Below are 21,798 nucleotides of genomic sequence, written 5' to 3'. Positions count from 1 at the left end.
AAGGGATGATTCAGGTGTCCATTGACAAAAAAGTTCGTGAATGGAAAGAGGCGGGTTTGCTAGATGAAGCGACCGGTCAACGGTTGATTGATTTTGAACATAAGAAATTGGCGGTTAGTGACAAACGTGAGCACAAACCGCCAATTCTTGTCATTATCGGATCAATTCTGCTCGCCCTTAGTCTATTCAGTTTTGTCGCCGCCAACTGGCAAGCAATCCCAGACCTCGTCAAAGTATCTATTTTCCTTGTCTTCATGCTCGGGATGTACGTAGCAGCGGAGCGGCTTCAAGTGAAAGCCCCTCGGTATGTGACGTTGTTCCGCGTCCTCGGCGTCGTTTTCTTCGTCGCCACGATGATTGTCATCTTCACAACGTATAATCTTTCCTCGCAACTACCGCTTCTGTTCTGGCTATTCTTTGCTGTCGCCGTCCTGCACAAACTGATCTATAAGCACCCGATCTTCACGTTCATCGCAGCGTTAGCCGCTTTTTTAGCGGTCACGAACAGTTTTCAAGGAATCGGGATCACACTCATCCTGTTCGGCCTGCTCGTGACGTGGGTTTGGTTCCATTACGGTGATAACGAGCTCGACCGGATTTTCGCCTGGTTCAGCTTTTACGGACTGTTGCTCACGATCGGTCAGTATATCGATTACGAGGGACGGTTTTGGCCGCTTTGGGCACTCGCAGCACTGCATATCCTGTTCCTCGTCTACCGGGAGCGGGCTCAGTGGCAGTATCTCTACTTGTTCGTCGCTGCCATCTTGTCAATCGGTTACTTGGTCAATGCGACCGAGGGCTGGTTATCTCAACGTCAGCCGTCCATCATCGAGGCCACGCTGCTTTCCGTCGTCCTCGTGGCTGTGTACTTGATACATCGTCGCCCCGATTTGCTCTGGGTGAGCCTACTCGCGGTCATCCCGTTCTCACTATTCGAAGATTCAGGTATCTTACTCGCGATCTTGCTTGAAGTGGTGGCGCTCGCTTACTTGATCATGCAAGACCATGAGCGCAAACCGATCGTTTTGGCGTTCATCTATTTCTTACTTGTCCAAATGACGATTTATTTCATTTATGTTTGGGACCGGCTCGACATCTCGCTCTTCTTCTTGATCGGGGCGTTGATCGTATTCGCGTTGTCGCTAGCGTTGTGGTGGCGTAGCCGTACGAGAGGGGATGCTCGGACATGAAACGAATCACTCCTTGGCTTGTACCGATCGTACAAGTATTGATTGCCATCGGTTTTATCTTGCTCGTTTATGCGGTGTCTTGGTTCGGCCAGTCGTATACGTTCAAAGCGACGTCGTACGAGCCGTATGACCCATTTTTTGGGGATTACGTCTATCTCGAGTTCGATTCGTTGCAAGGGCGACAAGATGTCGATTCCGGGACGGTCTACGTCTCATTCAAAACGGATGACGCTGGTTTTGCCACAATCGACCGGGTCAGCTCCCGACCGTTCTTTGGTGGGACGAGGGCTGAATATTACGATCGCCAAGTCTTCATCACCGACATGAGTTCATACCGTGTCGCCGAGGACGAGAAAGCTGTGATCGAAGGTGCGAAAACGTTCGAAGTTGAAGTCGATGTGGCGCCTTGGGGGATGGTCCGGGCCCATGATTTACGTCCAATCGAAGCTGAAACAGAATGACAAACAGATTACAGATTTGTTACGAGAACGTTTGTAACCGATCTGTAATTTTTTTGTTAGGTCGCTTGTATAGCAACGTTTTCGGCAATTGTTACAATCTGTAACTAAACGTTCGTCCATATGTCAGCAATATTTCACTTCGTCAAAACCACTTCTCGGGTTCGAGGCGGCATGGTAAATTTACTCCTGTTCGTTAAAGGACGAGAAAGGGCTGACCTAATTTCAATGACATTCTTAAAATATATGATGACGCTTCTGTTTGTCGTCGCCGGTACGTTCGTAATTGCTACGACTGCCGACGCCGCTCAAATTGGAATCGGAACAGAACAGAAAATTGTACAAAACCCGCTTGAATTGGAACGGATTGCGATCGAGCTTGAACGCCAACAAAAAATTGATCGCGAGAAGCAAATCGCTGAAGAGAAGCGACTCGCCGAAGAGAAACGAGTGGCAGAAGAACAAGCCAAGCAGCAGGCAGAGCGGGAAGCGAAACGGTTGGCGGAAGCCAAGCGAATCGCGGCTGAGGAAGCGCGGCTTGCAGAAGAGGCGAAAGCAGAGCAAGCGAAAGCAGAGCAAGCCACGACAAACGCTGTGGCGACACCTGTCTCGACAAACAGCGGGCGCGTCATTCAAGCCGAGTCGACAGCTTACACGAATGATGCGGCAGACAACGGCTCATACGGGGGCCGGGTGTTGACGGCGACGGGACACGACGTGACGGATTCGATTTTTTATAACGGCATGCGCATCATCGCCGTCGATCCGGCCATCATCCCGCTCGGTACGGTCGTACAGATCGAAGGGATCGGTCAAGCGATTGCTCTCGATACAGGGGGACGCATTAAAGGCAACATCGTCGATCTACTCGTCGACACGAAGAGCGAGGCGATCAATTGGGGTCGTCGCCACGTTACCATCACACTTCCATAACGAAAAGGTTCTCCCGCGGGAGAACCTTTTGTTGTTTAACAATCGTTGGAAACGGGCAAACTAATATTTGACTTTCATATAACGTGAAAAGCCGAGGAGGGATTGTGTTGATTGAATTTCAAAATGTTTCCAAGCGTTATGATGATGGGACATTGGCCGTCGAAAACTTGAGTTTGACGGTACGAAAAGGAGAGATTTTCGTATTGATTGGGCCATCAGGTTGTGGCAAGACGACGACAATGAAGATGGTGAATCGTCTGATTGACCACACTGACGGGAAAATCCTGATTGATGAGCGCGAAATCTATCAGTTCGATATTTATGAACTGCGACGCAACATCGGCTATGTGCTCCAACAAATCGCATTGTTCCCGCATTTGACGGTCGAAGAGAACATCAGTGTCGTTCCGGACCTATTGAAATGGCCAAAGACGAAGACGAAAGACCGTGTGACCGAACTGATGAAAATCGCCGGTCTCGACCCTGTCCTCCGATCTAAAAAACCGCCTGAACTGTCGGGTGGTCAACAACAACGAGTCGGCGTCCTGCGAGCGCTCGCGGCCGACCCGGAAGTCATTTTAATGGATGAACCGTTCTCGGCGCTCGATCCGATCAGTCGGGCCCAGCTCCAAGATGACATCAAACGGTTGAACGATGAGTTAGGGAAGACGATTCTGTTCGTCACTCATGACATTGAGGAGGCGATGAAACTCGGGGACCGGATCGCTCTCATGCGTGACGGAAAACTGGTCATCGTCGGCACGCCTGACGAGATTCGAGCGAGTGATGATCCGTTCGTGCTCGACTTTACACAACACGGAAGAGGTGAGGTAGATGCTTGAAACGTTCCAAAACCGACGCGGGGAATTGGTCGAAGCGCTAATCGAGCATTTACAACTTTCTGTCGTCTCCCTTTTGATTGCGGTGTTGATTGCGGTCCCGCTAGGCATCTGGCTGACGCGGCGTAAAAAAGTGGCTGAAACGGCAATCGGCTTCACCGCCATCATCCAAACGATTCCTTCTTTGGCTCTGCTCGGTCTTATGATTCCGCTCGTTGGGATCGGTGCACTTCCTGCCACGATTGCGCTCGTTCTGTACGCGTTGTTGCCAATTCTTCGCAATACGTTCACAGGGTTGAACGAAGTCGATAAGTCGCTGATCGAAGCCGCACAAGGTTGCGGCATGAAACCGAACCAAAGTTTGATGAGAGTCGAACTACCGCTCGCACTACCGGTCATCATGGCCGGGATTCGAACAGCGATGGTGTTAATTGTCGGTACAGCCACGCTGGCGGCACTCGTCGGAGCAGGCGGACTTGGGACGCTGATCCTGCTTGGAATTAACCGAAACGACAACTATTTGATTTTGCTCGGAGCGATTCCAGCAGCCATTCTCGCATTATTGTTCGACTTCTTGCTCCGTCAAATGGAAGGCGCGACAGCCACCCGTAACAAGACGAAGCTGATCGCCGTATCGACCGTCTTGGCGTTAATTATCGTAGCACCGCTCGCGTTGGGCCGCACCCAACAGACCGACCTCGTCGTCGCCGGGAAGCTCGGTCCCGAGCCGGAGATCTTGATGAACATGTACAAACTGTTGATCGAAGAAGAGACGGATCTGACCGTATCGGTCCGTCCGAACTTCGGAGAGACGACGTTCGTCTGGGGAGCGTTGCAATCGGGGGATGTCGATATTTATCCTGAATTCACGGGGACGGTACTCGCGAGTTTAGTGAAAGAAACACCGAATTCAAACGATGCCCGTGAAGTGTACGAACAAGCACGGGATGCGCTAGCAGACGACGGCTTCGCTTTACTGGAACCGATGCAGTTCAATAACACGTATGCCATCGCGATCCCACGTGCCTATGCGGAAACTGAAGGCGTCACGACGATTTCTGATTTACGCAGCGTGCAAAATGACATCCAGGCCGGGTTCACGCTCGAGTTCACGGACCGTGAAGATGGATATCCGGGACTTCAGCAAGCGTACGGACTTGATTTCCCTTCTGTCGTTTCGATGGAGCAGAAACTTCGTTACCGCGCCATCGCACGGGGCGACGTCAATCTTGTTGATGCGTATGCGACCGACCCGGATATCGCCGAAAACGACCTGCTCGTGTTAGAAGACGATCAACAGTTCTTCCCGCCTTATCAAGGTGCTCCACTCTTGAAAGCAGAAACGCTTGAAGAACATCCGGAAATCGAGGACGCGCTCAACCAGTTGGGCGGACTCATCACTGACGAAGAGATGTCTGAATTGAACCGTCGGGTCGCTTACGGGAAAGAACGGGCCTACGACGTGGCCCAAGACTTCTTGGAACAAGCGGGTCTACTATGAAGGCGATGATCATTTCGAACCCGAAGTCGGGTGCGAGCGAGACGATGCTTGGTGAAGTGGTCGGGACAATCGAGTCGATGTATCAAGAGATTCTCATCCGAAAGACGCTAGCTGAAGGGGATGCAGCGCACCTTGCTCGAACGAGTAGTGGGTTCGATCATTTGATCGTCATCGGTGGGGATGGGACGCTTCATGAAGTCGTCAACGGATTGATGGCGTTGCCTCGTGACGAACGTCCGAGCGTCGGTCTCGTACCGGCGGGGACGTGCAACGACTTCGCGAGGGCGATTGATCTGCCTGTCGAACCGATTGAGGCGGCTCGCCTGTTTAAAATGAGCGAGCAGCAATCGGTCGATGTGATGCGTGTCAACGACCGGTTCGGTCTCAACTTTGTCGGGGTCGGATTGATCGCGGACGCTTCCCGACAGATCGATCCGCTCCAAAAAGAAACGCTCGGCTCGATCGGATACTTTTTAGCGACGATCCGTCAGTTCCGCGAACTCGATCCGTTCAAGGTCCGTATCGAGCGGGCGGGCGAGGTCATCCACGATGGGGCCGTCAGTTTTCTATACGTCGGCAACGGTGCCTATCTCGGCACGGTCCCGACGAAGCTCGCGACGCAATCGTTCACGGACGGTCTCGTCGAAGTCGTCCATAGCTCGGCCATCGGCTTCCCGATGATTCGTCAGCTATTGACGCAACAGCTCGGACTCGAACAGTCTTCGCCAGAATGGGTCCATCTCCAAATGGAGCAACTTGATGTGTTTTTGCGTGAGCCACAAGTCATCGATGTGGACGGTGAACACTTTGAGACGGATCATTTACAGATTGAAGTGTTGCCGAATGAGCTAACATTTCTCGTCCCCTAATCGTTTACGAAGGCAGAGGAAAGAATTCAGACTTTTCTCTGTTTTTTGTTGTTCTCGTTTCTGAACCGTGTTAGTATTTCACTATTATTATGAAAATGAAATGAAATTAGGAAGTAGGGATAGTAATGGCGCAAAATTCGTTCGCCTCAAAAATTGGATTCATTTTAGCGGCCGCAGGGTCCGCAATCGGTCTCGGTGCCATCTGGAAATTTCCATATGTCACGGGAACAAGTGGGGGCGGCGCCTTTTTACTCATGTTTTTAGCATTCACATTCTTACTCGGTCTGCCGCTTCTCATCGGAGAGTTCATCGTCGGGCGTTCGACGCAAAAGACGGCGCTCCTTGCCTTTAAAAAACTCGGTCATCGCCGTTGGACATTGGTCGGTTACCTCGGCGTAATCGCTTGCTTCTTACTGCTATCATTCTACAGTGTCATCGGTGGATGGGTGTTGATCTACGTCGGGCTCGGCTTGAGCGGGACGCTCAGCGGCCGGTCACCTGACGAGTTCGGGACCGTGTTCGCGGACGTCGTCGCATCTCCTGGGATTGCCGTCTTCGGACAATTTTTGTTCTTATTGATCACGCTACTCATCGTCTTGAAAGGGGTAGAAGGCGGAATCGAGCGGATGAGCAAGATTTTAATGCCACTCCTGTTCGTCAGTTTCATCGTGCTCGTCATCCGCTCGTTGACACTTGACGGTGCCATGGAAGGGGTCCGCTTCTTCTTGCAGCCTGACTTCTCGGCACTGACCGGCGAGTCGGTCTTGTTCGCGCTCGGGCAAGCGTTCTTCTCGCTGTCGCTCGGGGTGGCGGCGATGCTCACATACGCCTCGTACATTCAAACGAAAGGGACGCTCAACCGTTCAGCAAACATGATCGTCTTGTTGAACGTCACCGTTTCAATTTTGGCGGGGCTCGCCATCTTCCCGGCCGTCTTCGCCTCGGGGCTCGATCCGGCAGAAGGTCCGGCGCTCCTGTTCGTCGTGTTGCCGGCCGTATTTAACCAAGTCCCACTCGGCGGCTTCTTCATGGTACTGTTCTTCTTATTGTTCACGTTCGCCTCGATCACGTCTTCGATCGCGATGCTCGAAGTCGTCGTCGCAGGTGTGACCGATAAATTGAACGAAAAGAAACAGACGCTCTCCAAACGGAACGTGACGCTCTTGTCATCCGCGATCGTGTTCGCCGTCGGGATCCCCTCGGCCCTATCGTTCGGGGTGATGAGTGAGTTGCAATTTTTGAACGGCCGTACGTTCTTCGACTCGATGGACTATGTCGTCAGTTACATTCTCATGCCGACTGGGGCTTTACTCACGTCGATCTTTGTCGGATATGTCGTCGATGAGCGCATTTTGCAAGACGAGATTCAAACGTCCGGGACGGGCGCTAAACTGTATCCGGTATGGCGTTTCCTCATTCGTTATATCATCCCGGTGACGGTCGCAATCGTTATGGTCTCGACATGGTTGAATAGCTAAGCAAGGGGAACTTTCCCTTGCTTTTTTTCGTACTTGCGACCGAGAGAGGGGACGGCGTCATTATGCTAAGCTTATAAAGATGACGAAACTTTTGTTGACGGTTCACGTAAGGTACAATAGAAGTATCATGAGACGAGGTGACAAGGATGAAGACATGGATGAAATGGGCCCTGACCGGGGCGATCCTGTATTTTGCCATAAGTGTGTTTGATTTCTCCTGGCTGTTTATCATCGTCGGGGCGCTCGTATTGAACGAGGTGTGGTCGAGTAACAAACGGCGTAAGCGGGCACCCGCACCGGTAGCGAAACGGGCGAAGAAAAAACTGCTGCTCGATGAAGAAGAACCGTTCGTCGGTTCCCGCATCCTTAAACCGATGGAAGATGTGGCACCGGTCCGTCAGTTCGAAGCGACAGACGACTTGGAACTGCAATTTTTACAACGGACGATCGAGCAAGGGTACGAGAAACTCCAGCAGATCGATCGTATCCTGCCTGAAATAAAAGATGTCGAGGTTCGTCGTGAAATGAAGGCGGTCTCGAGAGAGGCACACGAACTGTTTGCCGAATTGTTCGAGAACCCCCAAGACGCGAAGCACGTAAGAGATCTGTTCACGTTTTATTTAGACTCGCTCGTGTCCGTCGTCTTGAAATTTAAAGAACTAGAAGGAAAACGTGTCGTCATTCAAGAAGAGACACGAGAGCAACTGATCACCAATATGCGGCTCATCGTCGATAAGTTCAAAGAACAACGGAGCCGTCTGCTCGAAGACGACGCTGTCGACTTTGAACGCGAATTGATTATGATGGAACGGGTATTGGCAGATCAACCGGAAGGGAGAAAAAAACATGACTTCATCGAATGAAACGAACTGGCAGTCATGGCCAGAAGAAGACCTCACTTCACAGACAAGAACAAAGACCGGGACAGAGGAAATCTCTGACCCGTCTGTGGATTGGTCCTCGGTGACAGAAAAACATGAGGTGCCGGCCATCCAACCGAAAGCCGACGTTCCGCAACAACACCGGGAACGAATCACCCGGATCGCCGAGTCGATCGATATTAAAAAAACAGACTCCGTCATGTTATTCGGATCGAACGTCCAACGTGAACTATCTCAATTCTCTGATCAGATCTTGACCGAGGTCCGCATGAAAGACGGCGGAGACGCAGGTAAGTTACTGTCCGATTTGATGCAAAACGTTCGGAAGATGGATCCGGATATGCTTCAACCGGAGAAGAAGAGTTTTATGGACAACTTGCCGCTCATCGGACGAGCGAAAAAGAAAGCTGAAAATTATAAGCTTCAATTTGAAAAAATGAACGTCTATTTGGAAGAAGTCATTCACAATCTCGACCGAGCCAAGTTCGGTCTGATGAAGGACATTACGATGCTCGATCAAATGTATGACAAGAACAAGCGCTACTTCGAAGAATTGAACGTCTATATCGCAGCCGGTGAGACGAAGCTCGACCACGTTCGCGATCACGAGATCGCGCCGCTCCGTCAAGAAGTCGAAACGACGAGAGATCAAGTGAAGTTGCAACAGCTAAACGATATGATCCAACTGACAGACCGGTTCGAGAAGAAGTTGCATGATTTGAAGTTGAGTCGGACGATCAGTCTGCAGATGGCACCACAAATCCGTGTCATCCAACAAAATAACCAAATCTTAGCGGAGAAAATCGAGTCGGCTGTCGTCAATACGATTCCTCTTTGGAAAAACCAAGTCGTCCTCGCTCTCAGCTTGACGCGCCAGAAAACGGCACTCCGGATGCAGCAAGACGTCACGAAGACGACGAACCAACTGCTCGAACAAAACTCGAAAATGTTGAAAGACTCGTCGATCGAGATCGCAACCGAGAACGAAAAAGGGATCGTTTCGGTCGAATCGCTCAAAGTCGCGCACGAGAATCTATTGTCAACGCTCGACGAAACGCTGCGTATCCAACAGGAAGGCAAGCAGAAGCGTCGTGAGGCCGAACGTGAGCTCGATCGGATGGAGCACGAACTGAAAGAAAAAGTCATCGAAATTGCCTCAAAGAATAAAGAGTTGCCAAAAGAGACTGGATACTAAAAAGAAAGTCTGAGCATTCAGACTTTCTTTTTCCATGAGGAGGATCAGGATGGAGAAACAACGATTGTGGGACGAGACGTGGTTGCAGTTCGCCGATATGATGGCGGAGCGGCACTCGAAATGTGCCTCGAAAAGTGTCGCCTGTGTCATCGTCAAAGATGAGAAACCGATCTCGATCGGATTGAACGGGACACCGCCGGGACATACGAACTGTAATGAAATCTTTCTAAAACGTGAAGACGGATTTTACCAACGAGCCGAATACGTGACGGATGATACGATCGACTTGACCGAGCCCTCTGTGCGCATCATCGAGCAAGGTGTGACATTTGTTAAATGTAGCGACCCGTTCGAACATCACAATTGGTCAAAACAACACGAGATCCATGCCGAGATCAATGCAATCGGGAAATTAGCCGCCGATTCGACGAACGCGTTCGGTGCTACAGCCTATGTGACCCATTCACCATGCCATTCTTGCTCGCTCGCGCTCATCGCGGCACGGGTGGCCCGAGTCGTGTACGCTGTCGGCTATGAGCACGGGGATGGCCTTGATTTGATGCGAGAAAGCGGGATTGACGTCTTACATATGCCGCTTGAAAAAAGTTTCAAAAACACATTGTAAACGTTTACATTCGATGTTATATTATTAATGTACTGCCAATGGTGTTTTACTCTTCCATTACTTGCCCCTCCTCGGAGGGGCCTTTTTTTATGTCTAATCATCAGGTGAGACAAAGTTTACACATAATGTTCAATATTTCACAAACTATTCCGCTGAATCTTTTTTATAATAAGAGTAGATAAACGAGAGGGGATATGTCACATGGAAAAACTAGTTCGTTTCACAGATGGTGCCTATGATGTGGAAGCGTTGATCACACTTGAAGAGGTATGGGAAGATAAATTTGCAATTGGCACGCACAAAGAGCTTGCCGTTAAATCACTCAAAATTAATGGAAATGACGTCTCCGAGATGAAGCATGTCCGGGCGTTGCTCCGTTACTACCCGACGCTAGGTGTTTCAGGAATTCTACTCGCTCTTGACGGCGCGGCTGCTGAAATCGTCGCCTTGTCAGGTGATACCGATCCAGCCCTTCGCTTCGTCGAGCTCGTCGCCCTTCAGATGGATGAAGCCGCGACGAAACAGTTAAAAGACATGTATGCCGAAATGGCAGTTTAAAAGTTAGGATGACTTTCGGGTCATCCTTTTTAACTGATTTAGGCGAGAATTCTCCCACCTCTAAGCGTCTCTGGGCATGGACCAGCGTAGGTGGGAGATGAATCGCCCATACATAAACCTCTTGACCACCCCTGTGACAGATATGACGAACAGAAGTTCGTGATTTCGTCAGATTTCTCCGCCCCCGCCGCGGGTATCGGATGAGGAAGGCGTTCATCACGATCATCGGCCGGGAGGAGGCGGAGACATGCTGAAGGGCTACAAATACAGGCTCCACCCGACGGCGGAACAGGCCGATTTCCTGGTCAGGACGATCGGCTGCGCCCGGTTCGTCTACAACAAGCTGCTCGAGGACCGCATCGCCATCCACGAGGAGGCGAAGGCGAGCGGCGGGCCGAAGCGAAAACTGCCGACACCGGCCTCGTACAAGCCCCTGTTCCCGTTCCTCGCCGAGGCGGACAGCCTCGCGCTCGCCAACGCAAAGCTGCACCTCGACACTGCGTTCGCGAAGTTCTTCGCCGGGGCGGCCGGCTTCCCGGTGTTCAAGTCGAGACGGAAAGCGCGCGCCTCCTACACGACGAACAACCAGCACGGCACGATCCGCATCGAAGGGGGCCGGGTCCGGCTCCCGAAGGTCGGGTTCATCCGCTTCACACAGCACCGAATCTTCGACGGCGAGATCCGGTCGGCGACCGTGTCGATGACGAAGACGGGCAAGTTCTTCGTGTCGCTCCTCGTCGAGCAGCCCGACGAGCCGTGGGTCCCGGCCGAGCACAAGATCGGGATCGACCTCGGCCTCGGGCACTTCGCCGTCATGACGAACGACGCGATGGTGACGGAGAAGATCCCGAACCCGCGCAACCTGCGCGAGGCCGAGGAACGGCTGAGACGGGCGCAGCGCTCGCTCTCCCGCAAGAAGCCCGGCAGCCGGAACCGCGAGAAGGCGCGGCTCCTGTTGGCCAAAAAGCATGAAAAGGTACGGAACCGCCGACATGACTTCCTCCACAAGCTGTCACGACGCATCGTCGACGAGAACCAAGTCGTCGTCGTCGAGACGCTGAAACCGAGGGAGATGATGCAGGACCGCCGCCTGGCAAAGTCGATCGGGGACGCCGGATGGGGCGAGTTCGTCCGCCAGCTCGCCTACAAATGCAGGTTCCACGGCCGCACACTGATCCAGGCCGCCCCGTGGTTCGCCTCGACCCAGGTCTGTTCGGCCTGTGGCGGGAACGGCGGCAAGAAGGACCTGCACGTCCGCGAGTGGACATGCGCCGCATGCGGCACGCACCATGACCGCGACGTCAACGCGAGCCTCAACCTGTTGGGTCTCGCCGACTGAAACACTCCAGGGCAGGGACTGCCCGACGAGCTTGGTCCACAACCGTGGCTGGTCAAAGCACGGTCTTCCCAAGAAGCTCCCACTTCAAGTTGCGAAGCAAATAAGTGGTGAGTAGTTCACTTTTGTCTTGTAACTCGTGACGAGTGTGGTAATATAGATAGTAGATGAAGAAATGGAACGCCATATCGTTGTCGACAAACCAAACATGGGGATCTAGATAGCTAGATCGCTGTTAAGGAGCCACGTTCATAGGAACGTGGCTTTTTTTTGCATATTTTTAAAGTCGGCACCGACATCTGCCGCGATATGGGCGTCCGAACCGAGCACGAGTGGGATGCCGAGCCGGGTCGCTTCAGCGGCGACGGCCATGGCGTATGGCTGTCCGCAGGCGGCTTTACGGAGCCCGGCGGTGTTGAAATCTAGTCCGAACCCGCGTGAGGCGATTGTACGCAACAGTCGCGACTCGGCGTCTTTGACGTTCGCACGGTCCCATGAGTAGTTCGTCTGATATTTAATCGGTAAATCGATATGCCCGATGCGCGTGACGTTCAGTCGCTCCCATGGGAACTCTAACCCGGTCTCGAGCGCTTCGTAATACCGGCGTAGCACTTCTTCGAACGACCCGATCCGGCTGACAAGCGTATCAAACGTCTCCGGTGAGAAGTCGACGGGCAGGAGCTCGCCTTCGACTTGTAGAAAGTGTTGAGACAAGATCGTCTCGTCGAGGTATGAGCGATAGGGCTCGAGCAAGGCGAGCGTCTCGTCGACATATCCCGGCAAATAGTCGATCTCGAGACCGACCCGAATCTCGAGTCTTTCGGCGTAATCTCGTTTCAACTGTCCGATCTCTTCTATATAACGGGGCAATAAGTCGAGCGCCATCGCCGAGTCTTGGTCTGGTGTCGGATCAATGAAACGTTCCGGCAGCGGGGCGTGCTCGGTGAACGTCAGCGTCCGAACTCCTTGAGCAAATGCTTGTTCGACGTACGCGTTGAGTGAATCGGTCGATCCGTGCGGACAAAATGGGGTATGGACGTGGCCATCATGGGTATAATCAATCATCAAACATCGTTCCTTTCGAGTTCGCCGGTTGACAGCATTGGCTTGATTTGATAAATTTAACACACTACTTTAGTTTGGTAAAGTGATAATAAGGTAAAGGGTGATACTGATGATTTGGTTCAATAAAAAAGGATCCATCCCGGAAGGATGGCACGAGTTGCAAGGTGAGGACGTGCTGCGTCCGAAGCAATGGATAAAATCATTTTTAGAGCGGGCCGAGGGGGACGGCTATAGTGTGATCGAGCCGCCGCTCGTTGAATACTATTCCCATTATCAAGATCTCGCACTCTTCGATGAGTCGGCGTATTACCGCTTGTTCGGCAACGATGGGGAGTTGCTCGTCATGAGACCGGACTACACGCTCCAGATCGCAAGGAAGCTCGCCGACGGACATGAACCGATGCGCGTCGCTTATGCCGGTGCCGTCTATCGACGCACGCCGAAGCATTCGGGACAACCGCATGAACGTCAGCAACTCGGTCTTGAATGGATCGATGGGGATTCAAAAGATATGGAGTTGATCGAATCGTTCCTTAGTATGACGGAACGGGTCCTGCCGAAAGGAAGCTTACGCATCCAAGTCGGATCTGCTGCATTGATCGCGTTAGTGGCGAACGAGGCCGGTATCCCGGAACGGACGTTGCGTCAATACTTAGCACTCCGTAATTTGGAGTCACTTCGCGACCTCGCGGAATCGTATCAATACCCGTTGATCGCCAAGCTGCCGTTCTTGATCGGTGACTCGGCGTTAGCAGAGTTACGCGACCTCGCGGAACCGGGCTTAAAACCGGCGATCGACGAAGTGGAGCATGCGGTCGAACATCTACGTGCGATCGGATTGAACGTCTCGTACGACTTCGGACAGACCGGCGACTTTGATTATTATTCAGGTTTGACCGTGACCGGCAGTATCGACGGCAGACGCGTCCTCTCAGGTGGCCGTTACGACTCGTTATACGGGCATTTCGGACAGTCGCGACGTGCCTTCGGACTATCGCTCGACTTAGAACAGTTAGGTGAGGTGATCAAATGAAAGTCGCAATCGCGAAAGGGCGCATCGAAACAGCGGCCCGTGAGTATTTTGAACAAGTCGGTCTCACCGTTTGGCCGGAAAAGCGGGGCCGTGAGTTGACCGTCGAAGTAGACGGTCATGAATTCATCTTCGTCAAAGGCGATGACGTCTATAAATACGTCATGCATGGCGCAGCGGACGTCGGAGTTGTCGGCGGCGACATTTTACGCGAGAAGACACCAGGCGTCCTCGAAGTCGTCGATTTGCCATTCGGCCGTTGCCGCATGGCGGTATGTGGTCCGAGAGAACGGAGAAACGGTACGAAGAAGCTGAAAGTTGCCAGCAAGTATCCGAATATCGCCATCTCGCACTTTGCCTCGAAACGTCAAAACGTCGAAGTGATCGCTTTGAACGGTTCGGTCGAACTCGCACCGTTGACCGGTCTCGCCGACTGCATCGTCGATATCGTCGAGACGGGGGCGACGCTTCGCGCGAACGATTTAGAAGAATATGAGACGATTTTCACGGTTAACGCGAAATTCATCACGAGCGAGACAGCGCTCGCGAACGACCCGGACGAATTGAAAGCGTGGATTCGTCGGTTGAGCAAGGAGGAAGACAGATGAACGGACAAACGAATCGCACGCGCCGAGAACAGTGGGCAGAAGCCGTCAAACCGATTTTAGAATCGGTTGAGGCGAGAGGTGACGCGGCGCTCCTCGAATGGACGACGCAATTTGACGGGGTCGATGTGATTGAAACGGTCGACCTTGAGACGTTTGAACCGCCGGACGCGTATCGTGAATTGACCGAGGCGCTAACGCTCGCGGCCGAACGGATCCGTACGTTTCATGCGCGGCAACAGCGTCAAGACGACGTCTTCGAAGATGAGATGTTCCGGCTCGGTCGTCGGTTCATGCCGCTCGATTCGGTCGGTGTCTACGTGCCTGGCGGGACGGCGGTCTACCCGTCGAGTGTGTTGATGAACATCATCCCAGCGAAAGTGGCCGGAGTGAAGCGGGTCGTCATGGTGACGCCACCGAAACAAGGCGGGATCGACTTATCGCTGTTGATCGCAGCGAAGATTGCTGGTGCCGACGAATGTTATCTCGTCGGTGGCGCCCAAGCCGTCGCCGCACTCGCGTTCGGCACCGAGACGATTTCGGCCGTCGATAAGATCGTCGGGCCGGGCAACGCTTATGTGGCGACCGCGAAGTCACTCGTCTCGCATTTCGTCGGGATCGATTCCGTCGCCGGTCCGTCCGAGGTGTTGATCATCGCCGACGAAACGGCCAATCCTAGATGGGTCGCGGCCGACCTGCTCGCGCAAGCCGAGCATGACGTCGAAGCGACAGCACTCGCCCTCGTGACGACAAGTGAACAGGCCGAAGCGATTCGGTCTGAGCTGGACAAGCAACTGCTCGATCTGCCACGCCGTGACATCGCGGTCGAAGCGCTCAAGCGCGGAGGCGTCCTCGTCAAAACGAAAGCAGCAGCAATTCGCTACGCGAACGATATGGCGGCCGAACACGTGCAACTTGCGGTGACAGATCCAGCCGATTATATGGCACAGATTCGCCACGGGGGCTCGTTCTTCCTCGGGCATGAGGCGGCCGAGGCGTTCGGTGACTATATTGCCGGACCGAACCACGTCTTGCCGACGAGCGGGACGGCCCGCTTCTCGAGCGGACTGTCGGTCGATGATTTTTACCGCAGACAGACGTTTCTCGAGATGACAGCGATCGACGAAGCGGTCACACGCGCCGCGATCCGAATCGCGAGACAAGAACAGCTTGAAGGACACGCCCGAGCGATGGCGGTCCGATTGGAGGACGTATGAGACGTAACTATACAGCGATCCCTCGCTATGTCCCACATGCGGTGAGCGGATACGCGCTTAATCAAAACGAGAGTCAATTCGAGCTGCCGGAGCGCCTGCAACGAGCGATTCAGCTCGTGACGCTCCGCTCACTCAGCCGTTATCCGGTCGATGAGCTGACGGCCCTTAAAACTAGCTATGCGACTTATGCGAGTGTACAACCTGACCAATTGATGGTCGGGAGCGGCAGCGATGAGCTGCTCGCCATACTTTGTCAAGCCATTCTCGACACAGAAGACGTCGTCTTGGCACCGGCACCCGACTTTTCGATGTACGGCATTTACGCGCACATCGCCCGAGGCCAGTTCTTCCAACCTGAGGCAGACGGCCTCACGATCGATTCATTGCTTCGATTGATTGAAGCGAACGAACCGAAACTCGTGCTCGTGTCGAACCCGAACAATCCGACCGGGAAGATGTGGACGTTCGACCAATTAGAAATGATCGCGAAACAAGTCCCGTACCTCGTCGTCGACGAGGCGTATATCGACTTCACGATGAGTGATTCCTTCAAGTCGCGACTCGCGGATTACCCGAACGTCATCATTTTACGGACGTTATCGAAAGCGTTCGGACTCGCGAACTTACGAATCGGCTTCATGATCGCCCATCCCGATTTGATCGAGAAGATCGACCGGTTCCGCTCGCCGTTCAACGTCAGCGGATTGAGCGCGGCTGTTGCGACCGTCGTCCTTGACGACCCGGATTATATCGCCCAGTCCGTCGCGTTCCATAACGGGCAACGTCAAAAGCTAGAACGACTGCTCGCGCCAATCGGCAACGTCTTGCCGAGCCGGGCCAACTTCCTATACGTCGAGACGCCCAATAGTGAGCTATGGGCCGAGCGATTCCTCGCTTACGGTGTCCACGTCCGTGCGTTTCCGACCGGACTGCGCGTCAGTGCGGGGACGGACGAGGCGTATCGATTCATCAAACAAATGTTAGAAGAGGTGACTTCTTTTGAGAACAGCTGAAATTAAACGTGAGACGAAAGAAACGAACATCGAGCTTCGTCTCGATTTAGACGGTACAGGTCAAAGTGACATTAAAACAGGCGTCGGCTTTTTCGACCATATGTTGACACTGTTCGCCTTCCATAGCCGCATCGACTTAACGGTGCAAGTCGAAGGGGACACGTGGGTCGATGCGCACCACACGGTCGAAGACGTCGGCATCGCCCTCGGGCAGATGATCTTAGAAGCGCTCGGGGACAAAGTCGGGATCCGTCGCTACGGGACGAGCTACTTGCCGATGGACGAGACACTCGCCCGGGCCGTCATCGACGTCTCGGGACGCCCGTTCCTCGTCTACCGAGCTGAAATCAACAATCCGAAGCTCGGTGACTTCGACACGGAACTCGCGGAAGAGTTCTTCCGCGCCGTCGCGATGAACGCGCGGTTGACGCTCCATCTTGACGTGTTATACGGCTCGAACTCGCACCATATGATTGAAGGGCTGTTCAAAGCGTTCGGCCGCGCCCTCGCAGAAGCGATCGGGAAAGACGGGCTCGACCGCCTCCCTTCGACGAAAGGACGGATCGAAGGATGAACGTCGCGGTGATTGACTACGGCATGGGAAACGTCTTCAACGTCGAACGGGCGCTACAAGCGATCGGTTGTTACGTCACGATCACGAACGATCCGGCTGAAATCGAAGCGGCCGACGCCATCCTCTTGCCTGGCGTCGGTGCGTTCCCGCAAGCGATGCAGTCGCTTGAGGACACGGGACTCATTCCGTTGCTCAAGCGAGTGGCGACCGAGAAGCCGTTGCTTGGGATTTGTCTCGGGATGCAACTGTTATTCGAGTCGAGCACGGAAGGCATGCCGACGCTAGGACTCGGTTTGATTGAAGGACGGGTCGAACGGATGCGGGCCAAACGGTTGCCTCACGTCGGTTGGAACTCGATTTTACGCGACGAGGACGTCTATTTCGTCCACTCGTATCACGTCGTGACCGCTGACGACAATATCGTTGCCTCAGCTGACTATATGGGAGAGCGCGTACCGGCCATCGTCCGCTCAGGTCTCGTGACCGGGATGCAATTTCACCCGGAGAAGAGCGGCGCGTTCGGACTCAGCTTATTAAAAGAATGGAAGGAGGCGGTCGAACGTGAAACTGCTACCGGCAATTGACTTAATCGGCGGCAAGATTGTCCGCCTGACTGAAGGAGATTTCAACACGGAAGAGCAATACGGCGACCCGTATGAGAAGTTAAAAGAATGGACCGGGCGCGTCCCGATGCTCCACTTGATCGATTTAGAAGGAGCGAAAGCTGGTGAGCCGAAACATCTCGATGTCGTCCGTTTCGCCAAATCGTGCGGCTTTTTCGTCCAAACGGGCGGAGGGATTCGCTCCGAAGCAGCGCTTGATGCTGTCATGGCTACTGGTGTGGACCGTGTCCTGCTCGGTACGAAGGCGTTCACCGATCCTGATTTCCTGGACCGGGCACTCGCCAAGTACGGGAGTCGTGTCGCCGTCGCCCTTGACGCCTATGACGGCATCGTCGCCATCAACGGCTGGCAAGACGCGACCGAACTAAAAGACATCGATGTGGCCATCGATCTCGCCAGCCGTGGGGTCGAGACGATTCTTTACACGGACATCGGTTCGGACGGGAAACTGAACGGACCGAACTTAGAGCGCATGAAGGCGCTCCGGGAAGCTGTCTCGGTCACGCTCATCGCCTCGGGCGGTGTCACGACCGAAGCCGACGTCAAGGCACTGAGTGAGGCCGGAATTGATGAGGCGGTCGTCGGGAAAGCGCTCTTGTCTGGCAAAGTCAGTCTTGACGACTTGATCGAATGGGAGGCGCGACATGCTAAAGCGTAGAATCATCCCATGTTTAGACGTGAAAGACGGACGTGTCGTCAAAGGCATCGAGTTTGTCGAACTGCGTGACATCGGTGACCCTGTCGAGATTGCCAAGTACTATGACGCCTCAGGTGCGGATGAACTTGTCTTTCTAGACATTACGGCAAGCACGGAACGAAGACAGACGATGCTTGACGTCGTCAGTGCTGTCGCCCGAAAAGTGTTCATCCCGCTCACGGTCGGGGGCGGCATCCGTTCACTTGAAGACATCTCGTCCCTGCTCAAAGCAGGAGCCGACAAAGTGTCGCTCAACACGCTCGCCGTCGAGTCACCTGACTTGATCAAGCGGGCAGCCGAACGTTTCGGTTCCCAGTGTATCGTCGTCGCCATCGACGTCCGTTTCGAAGAAGGTGACTACTACGTATACACATACGGCGGGAAACACCGGACCGAGCTGACGGCAGTCGAATGGGCCAAGCGCGTCGCTGAACTCGGGGCCGGGGAGTTGCTCGTCACGTCGATGAACCAAGACGGGAAACAGAGTGGCTATGATTTAAAAATTCTCGAATTGCTACGGGCAGCGGTCGATATCCCGATCATCGCCTCAGGCGGGGCCGGGAACGCTGAACACGTCGTCGAGGCACTTGAAACAGTCGACGCCGCCTTACTCGCTTCAATCTTGCACGACCGAAAAACGACAGTAGAAGAGGTGAAGCACGTATGCAGCGCGAACAACTTGCCGATGCGGTTCGTTACGACGCAAACGGACTAATCCCGGCGATTATCGTTTCGACGGAAGATAACGCCGTGCTCATGCTAGGTTATATGAACGATGAGGCGATTCAGAAGACGCTTGAGACGAATATCGTCACGTTCTGGTCACGTTCGAAAGGGCGGCTTTGGATGAAAGGTGAATCGAGCGGCAACACGCTCGACCTTGAGAGCATCCATGTCGATTGCGATCAAGACGCGCTGTTAGTCCGCGTCCATGCGAACGGACCGACGTGTCATACCGGAAATCGCAGTTGCTTTTTTACGGAGGTGAACACATGATCCACGAACTCGAAAAACTGATTCAAGAACGAAAGACAGAGCCGAAAGAAGGTTCTTATACGTCGTACTTGTTTGATGAAGGGTTAGACAAAATCGCGAAAAAGTTTGGGGAAGAGTCGTTCGAGGTCGTCATTGCGGCATTGAACGATGAAGACTTGGTCGAAGAGACGGCTGATTTGTTGTACCACTTGCTCGTTTTGCTCGCAGCCAAAGGCGTCTCCTTACATGACGTCGAGACGTTGCTCGCCGAACGGCATGGGACGACGACACCGGCGAAACCGCGCCGCGACGTCACGGAATGGTGACAGACAAAGGGAAGGAAGCCGCGGCTTCCTTCCCTTTCTGGTTAACGATTGACGGAAGCGGCCATACGAATGTACGTATGACGGCGTCCACGGATGGCGATCGACAACGCCTGAATATTCTCAGGTGTGGCGATTCCGGACAGACCGGCGTCGCCGATATGGAAGATGTCGGTACCGCCGCGTTTTGATGATAAGGCGATGTCGCGGATCGTCCCTTCGTCGGCGCCTTCTTGTGACGTTCCGATGGCGGCCAAGACGAGCTTGTTCAGTGCTTGGATTTCTTGCGTCACGTGATAGAACTCGTCTTCACGGACACCTGGGACGGTTCCTGGCGCGGGAATCAAGATGATGTCGGCACCAGCTTCAGCAAAGCGGACGTACGCATCACGGTCGATCACGTTACCGACACCCGCTTGATGCATCTTCCCGGCAATGATGACGCCGGCAAATTCAGATCGGGCTGTGATGATCGCCTTTTCGATGGCCTCATTCGTGACACCGGTGTTCGGATTACCCGTCAAACAGACGAAGTCGATCCCAAGTTCGGAAGCGCGGGCGAACGCTTCCTGCGTCGCCAGTCGGCCTTGTTTCACGTCGAACATGTCCGAGGACTTCTCGCTGAAGTCGACAGGCTCGAGATTGACACCGACCGGCAGTCCGATCAGCCGTTTTAATTCCGTGATCGGATTGTCGGACATCGTCTCACCCGGGATGTCGCCGAATAGTGCGTGGCTTTCAAGCCCCTTTATGTACGGATGGAACACGTCAAGCATGTTGAGCAAGATCATGTCGGCACCGAAAGCCCGGGCGAGCTCGGCGTTCGTCACTTCAGGATAGAGCGGCTGCACGGTCGGAATGACTTCGGCGAGCACGGTCCGGCCTTCGGCTTTTCGGATCGACTCAATCAAATCGTTACGGTTGAACGTCAAGAAATCACTCGCTTTGCAATCAAGAATGCGTTTCATAGTCAATTACCTCCTCTGATTCGTCCATTTTCCTATTCCCTATTCTCGCCAATATTCCTCTATAATAAAATAGAATGGAGGCAAAAACATGACCGAAAAAGAAAAGATGATTCAAGGTGAACTTTATCTGGCCGGTGATGCAGAACTCGTCGCTGACCGGCGGCAGGCGCGACGTCTGACGGAGCGGTTCAATCAGTCTGGGATCGATGAGCTCGACGTCCGCAAGCAAGTACTCGGCGAACTGTTCGGTTCGACCGGGGCATCGTTCTACCTCGAACCGACGTTCAAGTGTGACTACGGATACAACATTCATCTCGGGGACCGTTTTTTTGCGAACTTTGACTGCGTGTTTTTAGACATCTGTCCGATCCGGTTCGGAGATGATTGTATGCTTGCTCCAGGTGTCCATATCTATACAGCAACCCATCCGCTCGACCCGACGGAACGGATCTCAGGCCTCGAGTATGGCAAACCGGTCACGGTCGGACATCGCGTCTGGATCGGTGGCGGGGCGATTATTAATCCAGGCGTGACAATCGGGGACGATGCGGTCATCGCCTCAGGTGCGGTTGTGACGAAAGATGTGCCGGCCCGTGCCGTCGTCGGCGGCAATCCAGCCCGAGTGATCAAATTGATCCCTTAAATACGACAACGACCCGTCTGGACAATGATATGCTCCCCAATAGGTAGACAGATGAAATAACAAATCTGTTTATCAATTGGGGAGTGTTTTTTTATGGCGAGAAGTCGGCATTCGATTGAACAAAAACTGAGTGCACTACGTATGCTGGAAGAAGGAACATGCACCTGGAAGGAAATCGAGGAGGCTCATGACGTCTCTATGG

At 53.5% G+C, this 21,798-nt stretch carries 24 protein-coding genes and 1 pseudogene; 23 read left to right on the top strand and 2 right to left on the bottom strand.

What is annotated here, in order from left to right; genetic code table 11:
• Nucleotides 1-5: 5 nt before the first annotated feature.
• The 12 genes and pseudogenes from EVJ24_RS05370 (at nt 6) to EVJ24_RS05315 (ending at nt 11,866) form a co-directional block, all read left to right on the top strand.
• The gene (locus tag EVJ24_RS05370; RefSeq protein WP_131440145.1) at nt 6-1,190 is read left to right on the top strand and encodes a DUF2157 domain-containing protein; all 1,185 of its coding nucleotides are present in this window, start codon (nt 6-8) and stop codon (nt 1,188-1,190) included.
• On the top strand, nt 1,187-1,651 hold the full coding sequence (locus tag EVJ24_RS05365) for a GDYXXLXY domain-containing protein (RefSeq protein ID WP_016509950.1): 465 nt from the start codon (nt 1,187-1,189) through the stop codon (nt 1,649-1,651). The genes EVJ24_RS05370 and EVJ24_RS05365 overlap by 4 nt, the downstream gene beginning before the upstream one ends.
• A 225-nt stretch (nt 1,652-1,876) precedes the next feature.
• The gene (locus tag EVJ24_RS05360) at nt 1,877-2,581 is read left to right on the top strand and encodes a 3D domain-containing protein (RefSeq protein ID WP_131440143.1); all 705 of its coding nucleotides are present in this window, start codon (nt 1,877-1,879) and stop codon (nt 2,579-2,581) included.
• Nucleotides 2,582-2,688: 107 nt separating this feature from the next.
• A pseudogene (locus tag EVJ24_RS05355) lies at nt 2,689-3,357 on the top strand (ABC transporter ATP-binding protein); the annotation flags it as partial.
• 58 nt (nt 3,358-3,415) lie between these two features.
• On the top strand, nt 3,416-4,921 hold the full coding sequence (locus tag EVJ24_RS05350; RefSeq protein ID WP_131440140.1) for an ABC transporter permease/substrate-binding protein: 1,506 nt from the start codon (nt 3,416-3,418) through the stop codon (nt 4,919-4,921).
• Complete coding sequence (locus tag EVJ24_RS05345; protein WP_131440138.1) at nt 4,918-5,790, top strand: diacylglycerol/lipid kinase family protein; 873 nt, start codon at nt 4,918-4,920, stop codon at nt 5,788-5,790. Before EVJ24_RS05350 ends, EVJ24_RS05345 begins: the two co-directional genes overlap by 4 nt.
• 125 nt (nt 5,791-5,915) lie before the next feature.
• Nucleotides 5,916-7,268: a sodium-dependent transporter gene (locus EVJ24_RS05340; RefSeq protein WP_131440135.1), complete on the top strand. Its 1,353-nt coding sequence runs from the start codon at nt 5,916-5,918 to the stop codon at nt 7,266-7,268.
• 146 nt (nt 7,269-7,414) lie between these two features.
• Complete coding sequence (locus tag EVJ24_RS05335; RefSeq protein ID WP_016509957.1) at nt 7,415-8,131, top strand: 5-bromo-4-chloroindolyl phosphate hydrolysis family protein; 717 nt, start codon at nt 7,415-7,417, stop codon at nt 8,129-8,131.
• Nucleotides 8,115-9,344 (top strand): toxic anion resistance protein, encoded by a 1,230-nt coding sequence (locus tag EVJ24_RS05330; protein ID WP_071397359.1) that lies wholly within the window; start codon nt 8,115-8,117, stop codon nt 9,342-9,344. The genes EVJ24_RS05335 and EVJ24_RS05330 overlap by 17 nt, the downstream gene beginning before the upstream one ends.
• 49 nt (nt 9,345-9,393) lie before the next feature.
• Complete coding sequence (locus tag EVJ24_RS05325; RefSeq protein ID WP_071397360.1) at nt 9,394-9,969, top strand: deoxycytidylate deaminase; 576 nt, start codon at nt 9,394-9,396, stop codon at nt 9,967-9,969.
• A 201-nt stretch (nt 9,970-10,170) separates the two neighbouring features.
• Nucleotides 10,171-10,527, top strand: coding sequence for a hypothetical protein (locus EVJ24_RS05320; protein ID WP_016509485.1), 357 nt, complete (start codon nt 10,171-10,173; stop codon nt 10,525-10,527).
• 247 nt (nt 10,528-10,774) lie between these two features.
• A complete protein-coding gene (locus tag EVJ24_RS05315) occupies nt 10,775-11,866 on the top strand; it encodes an RNA-guided endonuclease TnpB family protein (RefSeq protein ID WP_131440133.1) in 1,092 nt (363 codons plus the stop codon).
• 246 nt (nt 11,867-12,112) lie between these two features.
• On the opposite strand, the gene hisJ is transcribed toward EVJ24_RS05315, so the two are convergent.
• Complete coding sequence (gene hisJ / locus EVJ24_RS05310) at nt 12,113-12,928, bottom strand: histidinol-phosphatase HisJ (protein ID WP_131440131.1); 816 nt, start codon at nt 12,926-12,928, stop codon at nt 12,113-12,115.
• 109 nt (nt 12,929-13,037) lie between these two features.
• On the opposite strand from hisJ, the gene EVJ24_RS05305 reads away from it, so the two are divergent.
• Genes EVJ24_RS05305 through hisE form a run of 10 tightly spaced genes read left to right on the top strand, consistent with a single transcriptional unit; the run spans nt 13,038 to nt 19,988 of the window.
• Entirely contained in the window at nt 13,038-13,961 is a 924-nt protein-coding gene (locus EVJ24_RS05305) for an ATP phosphoribosyltransferase regulatory subunit (RefSeq protein WP_070327390.1), read from the top strand.
• The gene (hisG, locus tag EVJ24_RS05300; RefSeq protein ID WP_131440128.1) at nt 13,958-14,566 is read left to right on the top strand and encodes an ATP phosphoribosyltransferase; all 609 of its coding nucleotides are present in this window, start codon (nt 13,958-13,960) and stop codon (nt 14,564-14,566) included. Before EVJ24_RS05305 ends, hisG begins: the two co-directional genes overlap by 4 nt.
• Nucleotides 14,563-15,780: a histidinol dehydrogenase gene (gene hisD, locus EVJ24_RS05295; protein ID WP_131440126.1), complete on the top strand. Its 1,218-nt coding sequence runs from the start codon at nt 14,563-14,565 to the stop codon at nt 15,778-15,780. The genes hisG and hisD overlap by 4 nt, the downstream gene beginning before the upstream one ends.
• Nucleotides 15,777-16,793, top strand: coding sequence for a pyridoxal phosphate-dependent aminotransferase (locus EVJ24_RS05290; protein WP_131440124.1), 1,017 nt, complete (start codon nt 15,777-15,779; stop codon nt 16,791-16,793). The genes hisD and EVJ24_RS05290 overlap by 4 nt, the downstream gene beginning before the upstream one ends.
• On the top strand, nt 16,780-17,367 hold the full coding sequence (gene hisB, locus EVJ24_RS05285; RefSeq protein ID WP_070327386.1) for an imidazoleglycerol-phosphate dehydratase HisB: 588 nt from the start codon (nt 16,780-16,782) through the stop codon (nt 17,365-17,367). The genes EVJ24_RS05290 and hisB overlap by 14 nt, the downstream gene beginning before the upstream one ends.
• Nucleotides 17,364-17,951: an imidazole glycerol phosphate synthase subunit HisH gene (gene hisH, locus EVJ24_RS05280; RefSeq protein WP_131440122.1), complete on the top strand. Its 588-nt coding sequence runs from the start codon at nt 17,364-17,366 to the stop codon at nt 17,949-17,951. Before hisB ends, hisH begins: the two co-directional genes overlap by 4 nt.
• On the top strand, nt 17,929-18,648 hold the full coding sequence (locus EVJ24_RS05275; protein ID WP_071397366.1) for a 1-(5-phosphoribosyl)-5-[(5-phosphoribosylamino)methylideneamino]imidazole-4-carboxamide isomerase: 720 nt from the start codon (nt 17,929-17,931) through the stop codon (nt 18,646-18,648). The genes hisH and EVJ24_RS05275 overlap by 23 nt, the downstream gene beginning before the upstream one ends.
• Complete coding sequence (gene hisF / locus EVJ24_RS05270) at nt 18,635-19,402, top strand: imidazole glycerol phosphate synthase subunit HisF (protein WP_131440120.1); 768 nt, start codon at nt 18,635-18,637, stop codon at nt 19,400-19,402. The genes EVJ24_RS05275 and hisF overlap by 14 nt, the downstream gene beginning before the upstream one ends.
• Nucleotides 19,351-19,683, top strand: coding sequence for a phosphoribosyl-AMP cyclohydrolase (gene hisI, locus EVJ24_RS05265; protein WP_035386293.1), 333 nt, complete (start codon nt 19,351-19,353; stop codon nt 19,681-19,683). The genes hisF and hisI overlap by 52 nt, the downstream gene beginning before the upstream one ends.
• Nucleotides 19,680-19,988, top strand: coding sequence for a phosphoribosyl-ATP diphosphatase (hisE, locus tag EVJ24_RS05260; RefSeq protein ID WP_070327382.1), 309 nt, complete (start codon nt 19,680-19,682; stop codon nt 19,986-19,988). The genes hisI and hisE overlap by 4 nt, the downstream gene beginning before the upstream one ends.
• Before the next feature lie 41 nt (nt 19,989-20,029).
• Here hisE and EVJ24_RS05255 read toward each other — a convergent pair whose 3' ends face one another.
• Complete coding sequence (locus EVJ24_RS05255; RefSeq protein ID WP_070327381.1) at nt 20,030-20,953, bottom strand: DUF7916 family protein; 924 nt, start codon at nt 20,951-20,953, stop codon at nt 20,030-20,032.
• Between the two features lie 88 nt (nt 20,954-21,041).
• On the opposite strand from EVJ24_RS05255, the gene EVJ24_RS05250 reads away from it, so the two are divergent.
• On the top strand, nt 21,042-21,596 hold the full coding sequence (locus EVJ24_RS05250; protein ID WP_071397370.1) for a maltose acetyltransferase domain-containing protein: 555 nt from the start codon (nt 21,042-21,044) through the stop codon (nt 21,594-21,596).
• Nucleotides 21,597-21,798 lie beyond the last annotated feature (202 nt).

The organism is Exiguobacterium sp. SH1S21 (genome assembly GCF_004337175.1).
Lineage (GTDB): Bacteria > Bacillota > Bacilli > Exiguobacteriales > Exiguobacteriaceae > Exiguobacterium > Exiguobacterium aurantiacum_A.
Note: the sequence above shows the minus strand (reverse complement) of the source record. Positions and strands in the feature narration are given on the sequence as shown.